Source organism: Micromonospora sp. WMMD1120 (genome assembly GCF_029626235.1).
Lineage (GTDB): Bacteria > Actinomycetota > Actinomycetes > Mycobacteriales > Micromonosporaceae > Micromonospora.
Map to the genome: position 1 here is coordinate 3,480,673 of NZ_JARUBO010000005.1, position 14,705 is coordinate 3,495,377.

Annotated in this window: 18 protein-coding genes; 14 read left to right on the forward strand and 4 right to left on the reverse strand. The window is 73.3% G+C overall.

Annotated elements, in window-relative coordinates; translation table 11 throughout:
* The first annotated feature begins 8 nt into the window (after positions 1-8).
* Positions 9-1,088, forward strand: coding sequence for an amidohydrolase family protein (locus O7634_RS16435; protein WP_278150998.1), 1,080 nt, complete (start codon positions 9-11; stop codon positions 1,086-1,088).
* Positions 1,089-1,292: 204 nt separating this feature from the next.
* Here the strand turns inward: O7634_RS16435 and O7634_RS16440 are convergent, their stop codons facing one another.
* Positions 1,293-1,892: a TetR family transcriptional regulator gene (locus O7634_RS16440; protein WP_278150999.1), complete on the reverse strand. Its 600-nt coding sequence runs from the start codon at positions 1,890-1,892 to the stop codon at positions 1,293-1,295.
* A 180-nt stretch (positions 1,893-2,072) separates the two neighbouring features.
* Between O7634_RS16440 and proS the strand changes: the two genes are divergently transcribed.
* The 12 genes from proS (at position 2,073) to O7634_RS16500 (ending at position 10,309) form a co-directional block, all read left to right on the forward strand.
* Positions 2,073-3,479, forward strand: coding sequence for a proline--tRNA ligase (gene proS, locus O7634_RS16445; RefSeq protein WP_278151000.1), 1,407 nt, complete (start codon positions 2,073-2,075; stop codon positions 3,477-3,479).
* 1 nt (position 3,480) lies between these two features.
* Positions 3,481-4,149 carry a DUF402 domain-containing protein gene (locus O7634_RS16450; protein WP_278151001.1) on the forward strand — a complete coding sequence of 223 codons (669 nt, stop codon included), beginning with the start codon at positions 3,481-3,483 and terminating at the stop codon, positions 4,147-4,149.
* 229 nt (positions 4,150-4,378) lie between these two features.
* Positions 4,379-4,873, forward strand: coding sequence for a 30S ribosomal protein S16 (gene rpsP / locus O7634_RS16455; RefSeq protein ID WP_278151002.1), 495 nt, complete (start codon positions 4,379-4,381; stop codon positions 4,871-4,873).
* Between the two features lies 1 nt (position 4,874).
* Positions 4,875-5,108 carry an RNA-binding protein gene (locus O7634_RS16460; RefSeq protein WP_013284588.1) on the forward strand — a complete coding sequence of 78 codons (234 nt, stop codon included), beginning with the start codon at positions 4,875-4,877 and terminating at the stop codon, positions 5,106-5,108.
* Positions 5,108-5,665 (forward strand): ribosome maturation factor RimM, encoded by a 558-nt coding sequence (gene rimM / locus O7634_RS16465; RefSeq protein ID WP_278151003.1) that lies wholly within the window; start codon positions 5,108-5,110, stop codon positions 5,663-5,665. The genes O7634_RS16460 and rimM overlap by 1 nt, the downstream gene beginning before the upstream one ends.
* An 11-nt stretch (positions 5,666-5,676) precedes the next feature.
* Positions 5,677-6,450 carry a tRNA (guanosine(37)-N1)-methyltransferase TrmD gene (gene trmD, locus O7634_RS16470; protein ID WP_278151004.1) on the forward strand — a complete coding sequence of 258 codons (774 nt, stop codon included), beginning with the start codon at positions 5,677-5,679 and terminating at the stop codon, positions 6,448-6,450.
* Between the two features lie 141 nt (positions 6,451-6,591).
* Positions 6,592-6,948 carry a 50S ribosomal protein L19 gene (rplS, locus tag O7634_RS16475; protein WP_030335223.1) on the forward strand — a complete coding sequence of 119 codons (357 nt, stop codon included), beginning with the start codon at positions 6,592-6,594 and terminating at the stop codon, positions 6,946-6,948.
* Positions 6,949-7,129: 181 nt separating this feature from the next.
* Positions 7,130-7,999 carry a signal peptidase I gene (gene lepB, locus O7634_RS16480; protein ID WP_278151005.1) on the forward strand — a complete coding sequence of 290 codons (870 nt, stop codon included), beginning with the start codon at positions 7,130-7,132 and terminating at the stop codon, positions 7,997-7,999.
* A gap of 10 nt (positions 8,000-8,009) precedes the next feature.
* Positions 8,010-8,645, forward strand: coding sequence for a signal peptidase I (gene lepB, locus O7634_RS16485; protein ID WP_278151006.1), 636 nt, complete (start codon positions 8,010-8,012; stop codon positions 8,643-8,645).
* A 52-nt stretch (positions 8,646-8,697) separates the two neighbouring features.
* Complete coding sequence (locus O7634_RS16490; protein WP_278153987.1) at positions 8,698-9,183, forward strand: NUDIX domain-containing protein; 486 nt, start codon at positions 8,698-8,700, stop codon at positions 9,181-9,183.
* Positions 9,177-9,989, forward strand: a complete 813-nt coding sequence (locus O7634_RS16495) for a ribonuclease HII (RefSeq protein WP_278151007.1) — start codon at positions 9,177-9,179, stop codon at positions 9,987-9,989. The genes O7634_RS16490 and O7634_RS16495 overlap by 7 nt, the downstream gene beginning before the upstream one ends.
* On the forward strand, positions 9,986-10,309 hold the full coding sequence (locus O7634_RS16500) for a DUF2469 domain-containing protein (protein WP_007075222.1): 324 nt from the start codon (positions 9,986-9,988) through the stop codon (positions 10,307-10,309). Before O7634_RS16495 ends, O7634_RS16500 begins: the two co-directional genes overlap by 4 nt.
* Before the next feature lie 63 nt (positions 10,310-10,372).
* Here O7634_RS16500 and O7634_RS16505 read toward each other — a convergent pair whose 3' ends face one another.
* Entirely contained in the window at positions 10,373-11,500 is a 1,128-nt protein-coding gene (locus O7634_RS16505) for a sulfite oxidase (protein WP_278151008.1), read from the reverse strand.
* 186 nt (positions 11,501-11,686) lie between these two features.
* Here O7634_RS16505 and O7634_RS16510 point away from each other — a divergent pair, with 186 nt between their 5' ends.
* Positions 11,687-12,364, forward strand: a complete 678-nt coding sequence (locus tag O7634_RS16510; protein WP_278151009.1) for a M23 family metallopeptidase — start codon at positions 11,687-11,689, stop codon at positions 12,362-12,364.
* Here the strand turns inward: O7634_RS16510 and O7634_RS16515 are convergent.
* The gene (locus tag O7634_RS16515; RefSeq protein ID WP_278151010.1) at positions 12,285-13,466 is read right to left on the reverse strand and encodes an aminotransferase class V-fold PLP-dependent enzyme; all 1,182 of its coding nucleotides are present in this window, start codon (positions 13,464-13,466) and stop codon (positions 12,285-12,287) included. The two genes, O7634_RS16510 and O7634_RS16515, sit on opposite strands and share 80 nt — an antisense overlap.
* Before the next feature lie 43 nt (positions 13,467-13,509).
* A complete protein-coding gene (locus O7634_RS16520; RefSeq protein WP_278151011.1) occupies positions 13,510-14,544 on the reverse strand; it encodes a tyrosine recombinase XerC in 1,035 nt (344 codons plus the stop codon).
* Positions 14,545-14,705 lie beyond the last annotated feature (161 nt).

Consider the following 14,705-nt stretch of genomic DNA (forward strand, 5'->3'; position numbering starts at 1 on the left):
CTGTGCGCATGGCTCTTCACGTGCGCGGTGTCGTACTCCCCGACGACGAGGTCCGGGACCTCTGGCTGGTCGGCGATCGGGTGACCTTCACCCCGGTGCCCGGCGCGGAGACGGTTGTCGACGGTGGGTTCGTGCTGCCGGGGCTGGTGGACGCGCACTGCCACATCGGCATCGCCCGCGGTGGCGCCCCGATCACCTCGCTCGACCAGGCCCGCGCGCTGGCCCGGCTCGACCGGGACGCGGGGGTGCTGGCGATCCGCGACGCCGGCTCGCCGTACCCGTACCCCGAACTGGACGACGAGCCTGACCTGCCGCGACTGGCCCGCGCGGGCCGGCACGTCGCGCCGCCGAAGCGTTACCTGCGCGGCATCGGCGTGGAGGTCGACGCCACCGACGTGGCGGCCACGGTGGCCGAGCAGGCGCGCGCCGGCAACGGCTGGGTCAAGCTGGTCGGCGACTGGATCGACAGGGGCGTCGGCGACCTGGCACCGGCCTGGGACGCCGAAACCCTCACCGCCGCCGTGCGCGCGGCGCACGACGCCGGGGTACGCGCCGCCGTGCACACCTTCTCCGAGTCGGCGGTCGAGATCATGGTCCGGGCCGGGGTGGACTCGGTGGAGCACGGCACCGGGCTGAGCCTCGACCTGATCGACGAGATGGCCCGCCGGGGCACCGCTCTCGTCCCCACGATGATCAACATCGCCACCTTCGGCGGGATCGCCGAGCAGGCGCGCGGCAAGTTCCCCGGGTACGCCGACCACATGCTGGCGCTGCGCGACCGCTTTCCGGAGGTGGTGCGCGCCGCGCACGAGGCGGGGGTGCCGATCTACGTGGGCACCGACGCCGGCGGCGGCATCGACCACGGGCTGGCCGGCGAGGAGATGCTGCTGCTGCACGAGCGCGCCGGCATGGCGCCGCTCGACGTCCTCGCCGCGGCCTCCTGGGGCGCCCGCGCATGGCTCGGCTTCCCCGGCCTGGTCGAGGGCGGCCTCGCCGACCTCACCGTCTACCCCGAGGATCCCCGTGTCGACCTGCGCGTCGTCCGCGCGCCGTCGCGCACGATCCTGCGCGGCCACGTCATCCGCTGACTCCGGGGTAGCGGGCGCGCTCGCTCGGGGCCGTCCGCGCTGGGGCTGCTCCGCGCTGGGGCCGATCCGCGTCGGGCGCCCCGCCCCGAGATCGTGCTCGAACCAGGATGTAGTGGCCTCGGCGTCGCTCGGATGCCACCAAATCCAGGATCGAGCGCGATCTTGGGCGGATCTTGCGCTGGTGCACGGTGGCGCGGGGAGGGGTCAGCGGGGGGCGCGGGCGGCGGCGAAGAGGCGGACGGCGAGGTCGGTCAGGGCCGTCGCGGTCTGGTCGACCGGCTCGCGGGGGAGGACGATGTGGCTGACCACCAGTCGGACGATCGTGTCGGCGGCGAAGGCCAGCGCGGCCGGGTCCGCGCCGGGCAGGTGATCGCCGGCCCAGTCGATCAACGCGCCGGACGCCTCGGTGAGCACCACCTCGGCGCGGGTGGTCAGGTACGGCAGCAACTCCTCGGACCCGCCCCGGCCGCTGCTCAGGATCGCCTTGACCAGGGGATTGTCGCCCGCCGTACGGAGGGTGTGCGCGATGGCCGCGTAGGCGCCGGCGGACACGTCGGAGCCGTGCGTGAGCAGCGCGTCGCGGACGTCGCCGACGAACCGGTCCACCTCGGCCCGGGCCAGCGCCTCGGCCAGCCCCGCCTTGCTGCCGAACTCGTTGTAGACGGTCTGCCGGCTCACGCCCGCCGCGGCGGCGACCCCGCCCATCCGGACCGCGTCCCACCCGACAGCGATGGTCCGCGCGCGGGCGGCGTCCACGATCGTGTCCCGCACCCGCTGGCGCGACGAACCGGTCGACGTAGTCATGGTGGTCGAATCCTACGGCCGCGCCGCGCACCCGCCCACCGCCGATCCGCCCCGCGCGGGCCCGCCGGGCGGGGCCGGCCGCCGAGTGGAGCCGAGCCGGGCGTCGTCCGGACCGGGGCGCGGCGCGGCGGCGACTCCCGGAGGAGGTGTCCGCGCGGGTGGCGCATAGGATGTGCGGTCATGGCACGCGTGCTCACTCCCCGTGCGGAGGATTTTCCCCGCTGGTACCAGGACCTGATCGCCAAGGCGAAGCTGGCCGACAACGGCCCGGTTCGCGGCACCATGGTCATCCGACCGGCCGGCTACGCCATCTGGGAGCGTATGCAGGCCGAGATGGACGCCCGGATCAAGGCGGCGGGTGCGGAGAACGCGTACTTCCCGCTGTTCATCCCGGAGAACTACCTCAAGCGCGAGGCGGAGCACGTCGAGGGCTTCTCGCCGGAGCTGGCGGTGGTCACCCACGGTGGTGGCAAGCCGCTGGCCGAGCCGGTGGTGGTGCGGCCGACCAGTGAGACGGTCATCGGCGAGTTCATGGCCAAGTGGATCGACTCGTACCGGGACCTGCCGCTGCTGCTCAACCAGTGGGCCAACGTGGTCCGGTGGGAGCTTCGCCCGCGGATCTTCCTGCGTACCAGTGAGTTCCTCTGGCAGGAGGGGCACACCGCGCACGCCACCCGGGAGGACGCCCGGGCGTACGCGCGACGGATCCTGCACGAGGCGTACGAGGACCTGATGGTCAACGTCATCGGCATCCCGGTGGTGGTCGGCCTGAAGACGGCGCGCGAGCGGTTCGCCGGCGCGACGGCCACGTACACCTGTGAGGGCATGATGGGTGACGGCAAGGCGTTGCAGCTGGGCACCAGCCACGAGTTGGGTCAGAACTTCGCCAAGGCGTTCGACATCACCTACTCGTCGGCCGAGGGCGGCCGGGAACACGCCTGGACGACCTCCTGGGGCACGTCGACGCGGATGCTCGGCGGCCTGATCATGGCGCACGGCGACGACAACGGTCTGCGCGTGCCGCCGAAGCTGGCGCCGGTGCAGGCGTACGTCATGGTGGTCAAGGACGGCGAGGGCGTGGGCGAGGCGGCGGCCAAGCTGCGCGACGGCCTGCGCGACGCCGGTGTCCGGGTCGCGCTCGACGACCGCACCGACACCCCGTTCGGCCGCCGGGCCGTCGACGCCGAGCTGCGTGGTTATCCGGTACGCGTCGAGGTCGGCCCCCGGGACCTGGCCGCTGGCAACGCCGTCGTGGTGCGCCGCACCGACGGGTCGAAGACCCCGACGCCGGTGGCCGACGTGGTCGCCGCGGTGCTGAGCGCGCTGGAGACCGACCAGCAGGCGCTGCACGACCAGGCGCTGGCCAACCGCGAGGCGCGCACGGTGGAGGTCGCCACCCTGGCCGAGGCGATCGAGGCCGCCGCGACCGGTTGGGCGCGGGTGCCGTGGTCGGCGGTGGGCGTGGCCGGCGAGGCCGAGGCGAACGGCCAGGGCGTCACGGTGCGCTGCCTGGTCCGTGCCGACGGCTCGGTGCCGGACTCCGAGGACGAGCCCGACCTGGTCGCCATCCTGGCCCGCGCCTACTGAGGTGCGACCGGGCGACTCCGTCGACCGGTTCGTGCCCGGTCGGCTGATCGTGCACCGGAACGTGCGGCGTGGCCGGATCGGGTGGGTCCGGCCGGGCCGCGTGGTCAGCGACGACGAGCGGGGCCTGCTGCTCTGGATCGCCCGGGACTCGCCGGTGGCCCACGAGGTCAACGCGGCGGGCCTGACCATGCGGGCGTTGCCGTTCGCCGACTGGGTCACCCCCAGTTACCGGTTGGAGCAGGTCCGCTGGAACGGGCCACCGCTGCTGAAGTTCCTGCCCACCGGGGCGGCGCACTCCGTCTGGTGGTTCCGGGACGCGCGGGGACGGTTCTCCCACTGGTACGTGAACCTGGAGGAGCCCGCCGTCCGCTGGGACGACGGCCCGCTGGCCGGCGTCGACATGGTGGACCAGGACCTGGACGTCGTGGTGCGACCGGACCTCAGCTGGGAGTGGAAGGACGAGGACGAGTTCGTCGAGCGGCTCGCCTTTCCGGACGACTACTGGGTCACCGACGAGAAGGCGGTCCGCGCCGAGGGGGAGCGGATGATCGCCCGCGCCGAGGCGGGCGAGTTCCCGTTCGACGGCACCTGGTGCGACTTCGTCCCGCCGTCGGAATGGGGCGTACCGGACCGGCTGCCGCCGGGTTGGGACCGTCCGCCGGTGCGCTGAGGGGTGTTCCGGGTCACCGGCGCGGTGGTGTGCGGGTCCGGTGCGGGAGATCGGCTGCGGATCTGGCAGAATGGTTCGCTGGTATCCGGCGCGCGTCCGGCGCCCTCTAACCCGGGCACGTCGCCAGTCCACCGAGCAGTCTCCGGCCCAACCCCACTGTGCCGGTCGGCGCTCACCCATGCACACCGCCCGTACGGGCCGGTGAGATCGCAACAGGAGCGAAACAACTGTGGCCGTAAAGATCCGGCTCCTGCGGATGGGCAAGATCCGCAACCCGCAGTACCGCATCGTCGTCGCCGACTCCCGCACCAAGCGTGACGGTCGGGCGATCGAGTTCGTCGGGGTGTACCAGCCGAAGGAGGACCCTTCGGTCATCGAGGTCAAGTCGGAGCGGGTCCAGTACTGGCTGTCCGTCGGCGCTCAGCCGAGCGAGGCGGTGCAGCGGCTGCTGGAGCTGACCGGTGACTGGCAGAAGTACAAGGGCCTGCCGGCCCCGCCGCCGCTGAAGGTCGCCCCGGAGCGGGCCGACCGCAAGGCGGCGTACGAGGCCGAGGCGAAGGCCGCCGCCGGGCTCGCCCCGGAGACCCCGGCCAAGCCGGCCAAGAAGGCCACCAAGGCCGCCGAGGCTCCGGCTGCTGAGGCGAAGACCGAGGCTCCGGCTGAGGCGAAGACCGAGGCTCCGGCCGAGGCCCCGGCCGCCGCCGACGCCGGTGAGCAGGCCTGACATGCCACTGCGTCCGGCGTTGGAGCACCTGGTCAAGGGCATCGTCGACCACCCGGATGACGTCCGGGTGCGGATGGTCGATTCCCGTCGGGGCAAGCGGCTCGAGGTCCGCGTCCACCCCGAGGACCTCGGCACGGTGATCGGGCGGTCCGGCCGGACCGCCAAGGCGCTGCGCCAGGTGATCGGCTCCATCGGCGGACGCGGCGTGCGCGTCGACATCGTCGACTCGTACTGATGCAGCTCGTCGTCGGCCGGATCGGCAAGCCGCACGGTGTCCGCGGTGAGGTCACCGTGGAGGTGCGGACCGACGAGCCCGAGGCACGGTTCGCACCTGGCTCAGTGCTGCGCACTGAGCCGGGTGCGGTCCCGTCGCCGGTGCCGACGGGCGGGCCGGGCGTGCCGTTCCGGGTGCCGGCCGAGTTGACCGTCGAGGAGGCCCGGTTCCACCAGGGCCGCCTGCTCGTCGCGTTCGACGGCATCCTGGACCGGAACACCGCCGAGGCGCTGCGCGGGACGCTGCTGACGGTGGAGAGCGCCGACGTGGCACCACCGGACGATCCGGAGGAGTTCCACGATCACCAACTGGTCGGGTTGGCGGTGGTGACCCCGGCCGGCGAACGTCTGGGCGAGGTCGCCCGCATCGACCACGCGCCCGCGTCCGACCTGCTGGTGCTGCGACGCCCCGAGGGGCGTACCGCGTTGATCCCGTTCGTCCGGGCGATCGTTCCGGAGGTCGACCTGGCCGGTGGACGTGTGATCGTCGACCCGCCGGCCGGACTGCTCGATCTTTAGGACCACCAGGCATGCGCGTCGACATCGTGTCGATCTTTCCGGAGTACTTCGCCCCACTGGACCTGTCGCTGGTCGGGCGGGCGCGGGCCAACGGCGTACTCACGCTCGGCGTGCACGATCTGCGGACCTGGACCCACGACGTGCACCGCACGGTCGACGACACCCCCTACGGCGGCGGGCCGGGGATGGTGATGCGTCCGGAGCCGTGGGGCGCGGCGCTGGACGCGCTCGCGCCGGCCGAGGCCCCGCCGCCCCGGCTGCTGGTGCCCTCTCCGGCGGGTGTCCCGTTCACCCAGGCCATGGCGCACGAGCTGGCCGCCGAACCGCACCTGCTCTTCGCCTGCGGCCGGTACGAGGGGATCGACCAGCGCGTCCTGGCGCATGCCGCCACCCGGATGCCGGTCACCGAGGTGTCGCTCGGCGACTACGTGCTCTTCGGTGGCGAGGTCGCCGCGCTGGTGATGCTGGAGGCGGTCATCCGGCTGCTGCCGGGAGTGCTCGGCAACGCCGGCTCGCTGGACGAGGAGTCGCACGCGCACGGGCTGCTGGAGGCCCCGATCTACACCAAGCCGCCGAGTTGGCGGGGGCACGACGTGCCGGAGGTGCTCCGCTCCGGTGACCACGGCAAAATCGCCCGCTGGCGTCGTGAGGAGGGTCTGCTGCGCACCGCCGCCCGCCGTCCGGACCTGCTCGCCGCGCTGCCCGCCGATCGGCTCGACAAACGGGACATCGCGGCCCTTCAGCAGGCCGGATTTCAGCCCCCGCCGGGGGATGTGGCAAAGTAGGGGGGTTGCCGCATCCGTCCGCGCCCGCGGTCGGCTGCGAGGATCCCCGACCCGGGGTCGGTCCGCCGATCACCCGGGGATCAGAATCACCCATCCGCGCGCCGAGTGACGGTGCGCCGTGAGCCTCACGAGGACGCAGCGATGAACATCCTGGACGCCCTTGACGCCCAGTCGAAGCGGACCGACCTTCCTGACTTCCGGGCTGGTGACACCGTCAAGGTGCACGCCCGCGTCGTCGAGGGCAACCGGTCCCGTGTCCAGATCTTCCAGGGCGTCGTGATCCGCCGCCAGGGTGACGGTCTGCGCGAGACCTTCTCGGTCCGCAAGGTCAGCTTCGGTGTCGGCGTCGAGCGCACCTACCCGCTCAACGGCCCGGGCATCGACCGGATCGAGGTCGTGACCCGCGGTGACGTGCGTCGCGCCAAGCTCTACTACCTGCGCGAGCTGCGCGGCAAGAAGGCCAAGATCAAGGAGAAGCGGGAGAAGCAGCCCAGCTGACTTCCCGTTCGCCACGCCGCCTGAGCTGCGCGGATGCCGTACCGATCAGAGCGCATTACGCTGGTCGTACGGGCGCAGCGAGGCGGCGGACCCGCCCTGGTGGCGGGCAGCCGTCCACTGCCGCCCGTGGAGCCTCGACGAGGCTCCCGGGCGGTGGTGTTTCTGCGGACCGGGGAGTGGCGTGGTGCAGACGCTTGACGAGGACGGCGCCGTCGATCCGTGGCGTCGGCGGGCCCGCCGCACCCGCCGGCAGATGCCCCTCTGGCAGGAGCTGCCGCTGCTGCTGGTCGTCGCGTTCTGTCTCGCGGTGCTGATCCGCACCTTCCTGCTCCAGGCGTTCTTCATCCCCTCCGGCTCGATGGAGGACACCCTCCTCGTCGGGGACCGGGTGCTCGTCAACAAGGTCGTCTACGACGTGCGGGACCCGGTGCGGGGCGAGGTGGTGGTCTTCCGGGGCACCGACCGGTGGGCGCCACAGGTCGACGAGCAGCCGAAGCCGGGTGTCGCCGGCCGGCTCGCCCGCACTGTCGGCGACCTGGTCGGGGTCAGCCGCCCCGGCGAGAAGGACTTCATCAAGCGGGTGATCGGCGTCCCCGGCGACCGGGTCGCGTGCTGCGACAGCCAGGGGCGGGTGACGGTCAACGGCACCCCGCTCAACGAGCCGTACGTGCTGCGGGACTCCCCGCTGGACCTGCCGCCCAACCCCGCCGAGTGTCGGTCGCGGCGCTTCGACGAGGTGGTGGTGCCTCCGGGTCAGCTCTTCGTGATGGGCGACCACCGCGAGGTCTCGCAGGACGCGCGGTGCCAGGGGCCGGTGCCGATCGACAACGTGGTGGGCCGGGCGTTCATGGTGGTCTGGCCCTCGTCCCGATGGGCCTCGTTGTCCGTCCCGGCGACGTTCGACGACGTGTCCGGCCCGGCCACCGCCTCGCCCGCCGCGCCTCCGGCGCGACCCACGCCGCAGGGCGGTGTGCTGCTGGTTCTTCCCCTGGCGCTCGCGGTGCGGGGTTCCCGCGCGTTCCGGACGGTGACGTCCAGTTCGGCAACGTAGGCTCCTTGGCGTGATTGACGAGCAGACCGACAAGCCGCGTAGCTCCTTCTGGAAGGAGCTGCCGATCCTGCTGGGTGTGGCGATCCTGGTCGCGGTGCTGGTCCGCGCCTTCGTGCTGCAGACCTTCTTCATCCCGTCCCCGTCCATGGAGAACACTCTCAAGATCGATGACCGGGTGCTGGTCAACAAGCTGGTCTACGACTTCCGGTCACCGCACCGCGGCGAGGTGATCGTCTTCAAGGCACCGACCGAGTGGAGCGGCAATCCCGACGGTGAGGACTTCATCAAGCGGGTGATCGGCGTCCCCGGCGACCACGTGGTCTGCTGCGACCCGCAGGAACGGCTGATGATCAACGGCAAGTCGCTCGACGAGCCGTACATCTTCTCCCTGGACGGGGTCCGCGACAAGGCCGCCGACCAGGAGTTCGACATCACCGTGCCGGAGGGCCGGCTGTGGGTGATGGGCGACCACCGCTCGGCCTCCGGTGACTCGCTGGAGCACTGGCAGCAGTCCGGGCAGAACATCACCGAGGCCACCATCCCGGAGAAGGACGTGGTCGGGCGGGCCTTCACCGTGTTCTGGCCGGTCAGTCGGGCCACCTGGCTCACCGTGCCGGACACGTTCGACGGCATTCCCAAGCCGTAGACCGGCGGGCATGGGCGATCCGTCGCCCGTCTGGCAGTCTGGTGCCGTGAACGTGAGCGTCTACACCCCGCGACGGGCGGCCCGGGTGCTGCTCGTCGACGTGGCGGGGCGGGTCCTGATGTTCGAGGGCTTCGACCCGGCCCGACCCGGGCACCGCTACTGGTTCACGCCCGGCGGCGGGCTCGACCCGGACGAGTCCCCGGCGGTCGGCGCGGCCCGGGAGTTGGCCGAGGAGACCGGGCTGCGGCTCGACCCGGCCGAGCTGGGCGACCCGGTCTGGGCCGACGCGACCGAGTTCCCGTTCGACGGCGTCTGGTACCGCCAGACGCAGGACTTCTTCCTGCTCCGGGTCGAGTCCTGGGACGTGGACACCACCGGCTTCAACGACGTCGAGCAGCGCAGCATCGCCGGGCACCGCTGGTGGCTCCCGGACGAGCTGGTGGCCAGCGGCGACCTCTTCTACCCGCCCGAGCTACCCACCCTGCTGAGCCGGCTGGGGCAGTCGACGGCCACCGACCGGGACGAGACGCCGTGCTGACCCCACCCCGTACCGTCGTGCGCCGCGAGGCCGGCCTGTACGCCCTGGAGCGGGCCCTGCAACGGCGTGGCTTCCGGCACGTCGCCGGCGCCGACGAGGCGGGTCGGGGCGCGTGCGCGGGTCCGCTGGTCGCCGCCGCGGCGGTGCTGCCCGAGGGGCGACGTGGCGAGATCGAGGGGCTGGCCGACTCGAAGCTGCTCACCCCGGCCAGCCGGGAACGGGTGTACGCGGAGGTGGTGGACCGCGCCCTCGCGTACGCCGTGGTGGTCATCCCGGCGGAGGAGGTCGACGCCCGGGGGCTGCACGTGTGCAACCTGGCCGCGATGCGTCGGGCGCTCGCCTCGCTGACCACCCGACCGGAGTACGTGCTGACCGACGGCTTCGGCGTGGACGGCCTGGGGGTGCCCGGCCTGGCGGTGTGGAAGGGCGACCGGGTGGCGGCGTGCGTGGCGGCGGCCAGCGTGCTGGCCAAGGTCACCCGGGACCGGCTGATGGTGGAGCTGGACGAGGTGTTCCCGGCGTACGGCTTCGCCGAGCACAAGGGCTACATCACCCCGGAGCACTCGGCCGCGCTGCGCGAGCACGGGCCGTGCCGGGAGCACCGTTTCTCGTACGTCAATGTCGCAGCGGTCTCCGGCCGCGACGGTCGGCCACCGCGCGCCCGACGGCCCGGCGGCCACGGCGCGGACGAGCCGATGGAGCGCTCCGGGGCGTCAGGGGGTACCGTCGGCGTGGCGTTGGGCGAGCAGCCTCGGCCTTCGGCGCCGGTGGGGGAAGATGTGGCCATGGAAGGCGGAGTGCGATGAGCGCGGAAGATCTCGAGAAGTACGAGACCGAGATGGAGCTGCAGCTCTACCGGGAGTACCGCGACATTGTCCGCCAGTTCTCCTACGTGGTGGAGACGGAGCGCCGGTTCTACCTGGCCAACCAGGTCGACCTGCACGTGCGCAACTCCGACGGCGAGGTCTACTTCGAGGTCGAGATGCACGACGCGTGGGTGTGGGACATGTACCGTCCGGCCCGCTTCGTCAAGAACGTCCGGGTGATGACGTTCAAGGACGTCAACGTCGAGGAGTTGGAGAAGCCCGACATCTCGCTGCCCGCCGACTCCGGCTTCGGCGGCTGACCCGGCCCAAGCCGTCCGACCCCGCCACGGGCCCCCCACCCGTGGCGTGCCACCGACCGCCCGTCACTCGGCGGGCACCACGACCTCGACCCGCTGCACCAGGTTGTTGGCGAAGCCGCCCCGGTTCCACTCCTGCTCCACCGGCTGGGTCCGCCCGGACGCGTCGGTCGCCCGCGCGCCGAGCAGGTACCGGCCGGGCGTGGCGACCCACTCGTGCCGCCACCGCCGCCAGGCGAAATCCCCACCCTCGGCCGGGGCCAGCTCCGCCGGCGTCCACGTCCGCCCGCCATCGGTGGTCACCTCCACCGCCACCACCGGCGCGTGCCCCGACCAGGCACGACCATCGAGGGTGCACGGCCCGGGGCGCAGCACCCGACGCCGGGACATGAAGTCGGGAAAGCCGGGCGGGCGGACCAGGGCGCGCGGCTCGATCCGGGTCACCGGCACGCCGGGGTCGTCGGCGTCGCGGCGCAGCCGGTAGGCCACCGCGTTCTGGTACCCCTCGAACGGCTCGGTCCGGACGTCGACGGAGTGGACCCACTTCACGTGCGCCATGCCGTACCAGCCGGGCACGATCAGCCGCAGCGGCGCGCCGTGCTGCGGCAGCAGGGGAGCGCCGTTCATCTCGTACGCCAGCAGCACCTCCTCGCGCAGCGCGTCGGCGACCGGGAGCGCCCGCTGGTAGTCCTGCTCGACCCCGCGCTCGACGCCGTGGTCCGCCCCGGTGAAGACCACGTCCACCGCGTCCGCCCCGAGACCCGCCTCGCGCAGCAGCGGCGCCAGCGGGGTGCCGGTCCACTCGGCGTTGCCGACCGCCTCGACCAGCCAGGGCTGGCTGACCGGTCGGGGGTGCAGCAGGGCTCGCCCGTTGCCGGCGCACTCCAGGGTCACCTGGTGGGTCACCCGTGGCCGCGCCCGCAGGTCGGCGAGCGTGACCGTCAGCGGCCGGTCGACCGCGCCGCCGATCCGCAGCGTGTGCGTCGCCGGGTCGAGGTCCGGGATGTCGTAGTGGATCAGCAGATAGTGCAGCCCGGCCGGGGTGACGTCGTAGCGCAGCGCCTCCAGCGGAATGCCGTGGTTGCGGGCGGCGAGCTGCAACTCCTCGGCGCTGATCGCCTCGTCCGGCGCCGCGAGCCGTGCGGGTTCGCTCACCTCGGCCACCGTCGGAGCCCGGTCGTTGACAGTGGTCATGCGAACCTCCCCGGCCAGACGGCGGCCTCCGCCGTACTCGACCCAGCCTAGGCGCAGCGCGCGGCGGGGAGGGTGGCGCATAGCAGATCATCGACGCTGGTGGGGGGTCGTCCACAGGAGCCCCGGTTGTCCACAGCTCGGCGGGCCGGGCTGGCGGCTGCCCGCTGCCGGCGCGAGGCTGCCGACATGCGTCCGTCCCTCGGCCCGATCCGCCGCACCGTCCTGCTCTGCGCCGCCGTGCCGCTCGCGCTGGCCGTTCAGCTCTGCGGGCTGGCGGTGCTGGTCGCGGCGGTGCCCGGCCAACCACCGGCGCCGACAGCGCCGGTCGCGTCCCAGGCGTTCGCCCCCGCGCCGGTCGAGCGGTTCCGCTGGCCGCTCGACGGGCCACCCCGGCCCGTGCGCCGCTTCGATCCGCCAGCGCAGCCGTGGCTACCCGGGCACCGGGGCGTCGACCTGGCCGCTCCGGCCGGAGCCACGGTCCGCAGCGCCGGGTCGGGCACCGTGCTCTTCGCCGGCCCGGTCGCCGGCCGACCGGTGGTCACCGTGGGGCACGCCGACGGGTTGCGGACCACCCACGAGCCGGTCCGACCGGGGGTACGCGCCGGCCAGGCGGTCACCGCCGGCACGCCGCTGGGCGAACTGCTGCCCGGCCATCCGGGTTGTCCGGCCGCCGCGTGCCTGCACTGGGGCCTGCGCCGGGGCGAGGACTACCTAGACCCGTTGGCGCTGCTCGGCCTCGGCCCGGTGCGGCTGCTGCCGGTCGGGATTGCCCGCTCCGGGCGGGTCAACGCTGGGCGAGCAGGGCCGGCAGTCGCACGGCCAGCCGTTCGTACTCGTCGGCGGCGTTGTAGACCTGCCCGGTGAGCCGCAGCCACCCCCGGCCGTTCCAGCTCATCACCGCCACCTCCGTGGCGAGCCGTTCACCGATCCGTGTCTGCAACGCCCGCGCGGCGTCGATGGTGGTGCCCGTGCCGTCCGGTAGCGGGACGAGACGCAGCGACACCCCCGGTCCGCCGGGGTCGGGCAGCGTGGCGGGGGGCACCCCCAGAGCGTCCCCCACCACCCGTTGGCCGTACGCGGCGAGCGCGGCGTTGTGCGCGCGTACCCGGTCCACACCGAGACTGCGCAACGTGAACACTCCCGCCGGGGCGGCCAGCCAGGACGTGTAGTCGAGCGTCGCCTGCCATTCGAGCCGGGCCGGGAAGCCCGACTCCTGCTCCCAGGACACCACCAGCGGCTCGATCCGTTCCCGCCACTGTTCCGCCACCGCCAGCAGCGCGGTCCCGCGCGGGGCGTACGCCCACTTGTGCAGGTTGCCCACCCAGAAGTCGGCGCCGATGCTCGCCACCGGTGTGGGCAGCATGCCCGGCGCGTGCGCGGCGTCCACCAGGACCGGGACGCCGTGTTCACGGGCCACCCCGACGATGGCGGCGGTCGGGAAGAGCCGGGCGGTGGCCGAGGTGAGCTGGTCGACGACGAGCAGCCGGGTCCGGCCGGGGCGCAGACCGGCGCGGACGGTCTGCACGATCTGCTCGTCGCTGGCGGTCAGCGGGATCGGCAGGACCCGGCTGACGGCGCCGGTACGGCGGCACTCACGCTGGATGGCCAGGCTGACCGCGCCGTACCCGTGGTCGGTGCTGAGCACCTCGTCACCGGCGCGCAGGCCGATCGACTGGAGCACCACGGCGACGCCGGTGGTCGTGTTGCCCACCAGGGCGCTGCCGTCCGGGTGGGCCCCGAGGAACCCGGCGAGGTGCCGGCGGGTGTGCGCGATCCGGTCGACCAGGCCCTGGGTGAAGAAGCGCAGCGGGTTAGCCTCCATCTCGTCACGTAGCCGCTGCTGGGCGCGCTGCACGCCGACCGGCACCGCGCCGAACGAGCCGTGGTTGAGGTGACTGACCGCCGGGTCCAGGGAGAAGAGCAGGCGGGCGCCCGGGATCGGCTCCGGAGGCTGCGGGACGCTCACCCGATGATCGTAACCGTCCGGCCTCCCACCCTCCGGGCCCTGCTCAGGCGCGTGGGTGGGCCTGCCGGTACGCCGCGCGCAGCCGCTCGACCGAGACGTGCGTGTAGATCTGTGTGCTCGCCAGCGACGAGTGCCCCAGCAACTCCTGCACGGCGCGCAGGTCGGCGCCACCCTCCAGCAGGTGGGTGGCGGCCGAGTGACGCAGACCGTGCGGGCTGGTCCGGGGCAGGCCGGCGGTCTCCGCGTACGCGCCGACGATCTGCCGCGCGGTCGTCGGGTTGAGCCGACCACCCCGTGCCCCCAGCAGCAGAGCGCTGCCGGTGTGCGCCGCCACCATCGTCGGCCGGCCACGGCGCAGCCAGTCGTCCAACGCCCGCTGGGCGGGCACCCCGTACGGCACCGAGCGCTCCCGCCCACCCTTGCCGAACACCCGGATCACCCGTCGTCCGTGGTCGACGTCTGCGACGTCCAACCCGCACACCTCGCTCACCCGGACGCCGGTGGCGTAGAGCAGCTCCAACAGCGCCCGGTCGCGCAGCGCCACCGCCTCGGCCGGCGAACCCTCGGATGTCGGCGGTGGATCGGCGGGTGCCCGCTCGGTGGGCGTGGGCGCTGTCGCCGGTCGGCCGGTGGGCGTGGGCCTGATTGCTCGACCCGGCGCCTCGACCAGCGCGGCGGCCTGGTCGGCGCGTAGGACGCCGGGTAGCTCCCGGTGCGCGCGAGGGCTGGCCAGCGCGGCGCCCACGTCGCTGGGGAGCAGCCCGGCCCGGTGCGCCCAGGCGCTGAACGCCCGCGCCGACGCGGCTCGCCGGGCCAGCGACGTGCGGGCCGCGCCGGTGGTGCGCTGCCGCGCCAACCAGCTCCGCAGCACCGACAGGTCCAGCTCGGCGAGGTCGACGCAGCCCATCCGCACCGCGTGGTCGAGCAGCGAGACGAGATCCGTGACGTACGCGCGGACGGTGTGCGCCGACCGGTTGCGCACCCCGGAGAGGTGCTCGGCGAAGGTGTCGACGGCGTCGCGCAGCCCCGGCGGTAGGGCCTGGTGCATCGCCCGGGTGCCCCGGGCCGGCCGGCTCATCGTGGCCGCACCGGTTCGCTGTGCGGTGCCTCACCCCGGGCTCCCGTGCGGACAACTGGCACGTCGCCCAGCGTACGGCCGAACGGCGTGCCGCACCGGCCACGGCACCGCCGTCCTACCGGCGGTTGTTCTTCTTGATGAGGAACACGACCAGCCCCACG

Excerpts from the sequence above, each read along its gene's own strand:
- rimM (WP_278151003.1), top strand. The coding sequence starts at position 5,108 with ATGCAGCTCGTCGTCGGCCGGATCGGCAAGCCGCACGGTGTCCGCGGT.
- O7634_RS16435 (WP_278150998.1), top strand. The coding sequence starts at position 9 with ATGGCTCTTCACGTGCGCGGTGTCGTACTCCCCGACGACGAGGTCCGG.
- rplS (WP_030335223.1), top strand. The coding sequence starts at position 6,592 with ATGAACATCCTGGACGCCCTTGACGCCCAGTCGAAGCGGACCGACCTT.
- O7634_RS16520 (WP_278151011.1), bottom strand. The coding sequence starts at position 14,544 with ATGAGCCGGCCGGCCCGGGGCACCCGGGCGATGCACCAGGCCCTACCG.
- O7634_RS16460 (WP_013284588.1), top strand. The coding sequence starts at position 4,875 with ATGCCACTGCGTCCGGCGTTGGAGCACCTGGTCAAGGGCATCGTCGAC.
- O7634_RS16500 (WP_007075222.1), top strand. The coding sequence starts at position 9,986 with ATGAGCGCGGAAGATCTCGAGAAGTACGAGACCGAGATGGAGCTGCAG.
- O7634_RS16510 (WP_278151009.1), top strand. The coding sequence starts at position 11,687 with ATGCGTCCGTCCCTCGGCCCGATCCGCCGCACCGTCCTGCTCTGCGCC.
- O7634_RS16505 (WP_278151008.1), bottom strand. The coding sequence starts at position 11,500 with ATGACCACTGTCAACGACCGGGCTCCGACGGTGGCCGAGGTGAGCGAA.
- trmD (WP_278151004.1), top strand. The coding sequence starts at position 5,677 with ATGCGCGTCGACATCGTGTCGATCTTTCCGGAGTACTTCGCCCCACTG.
- proS (WP_278151000.1), top strand. The coding sequence starts at position 2,073 with ATGGCACGCGTGCTCACTCCCCGTGCGGAGGATTTTCCCCGCTGGTAC.
- O7634_RS16440 (WP_278150999.1), bottom strand. The coding sequence starts at position 1,892 with ATGACTACGTCGACCGGTTCGTCGCGCCAGCGGGTGCGGGACACGATC.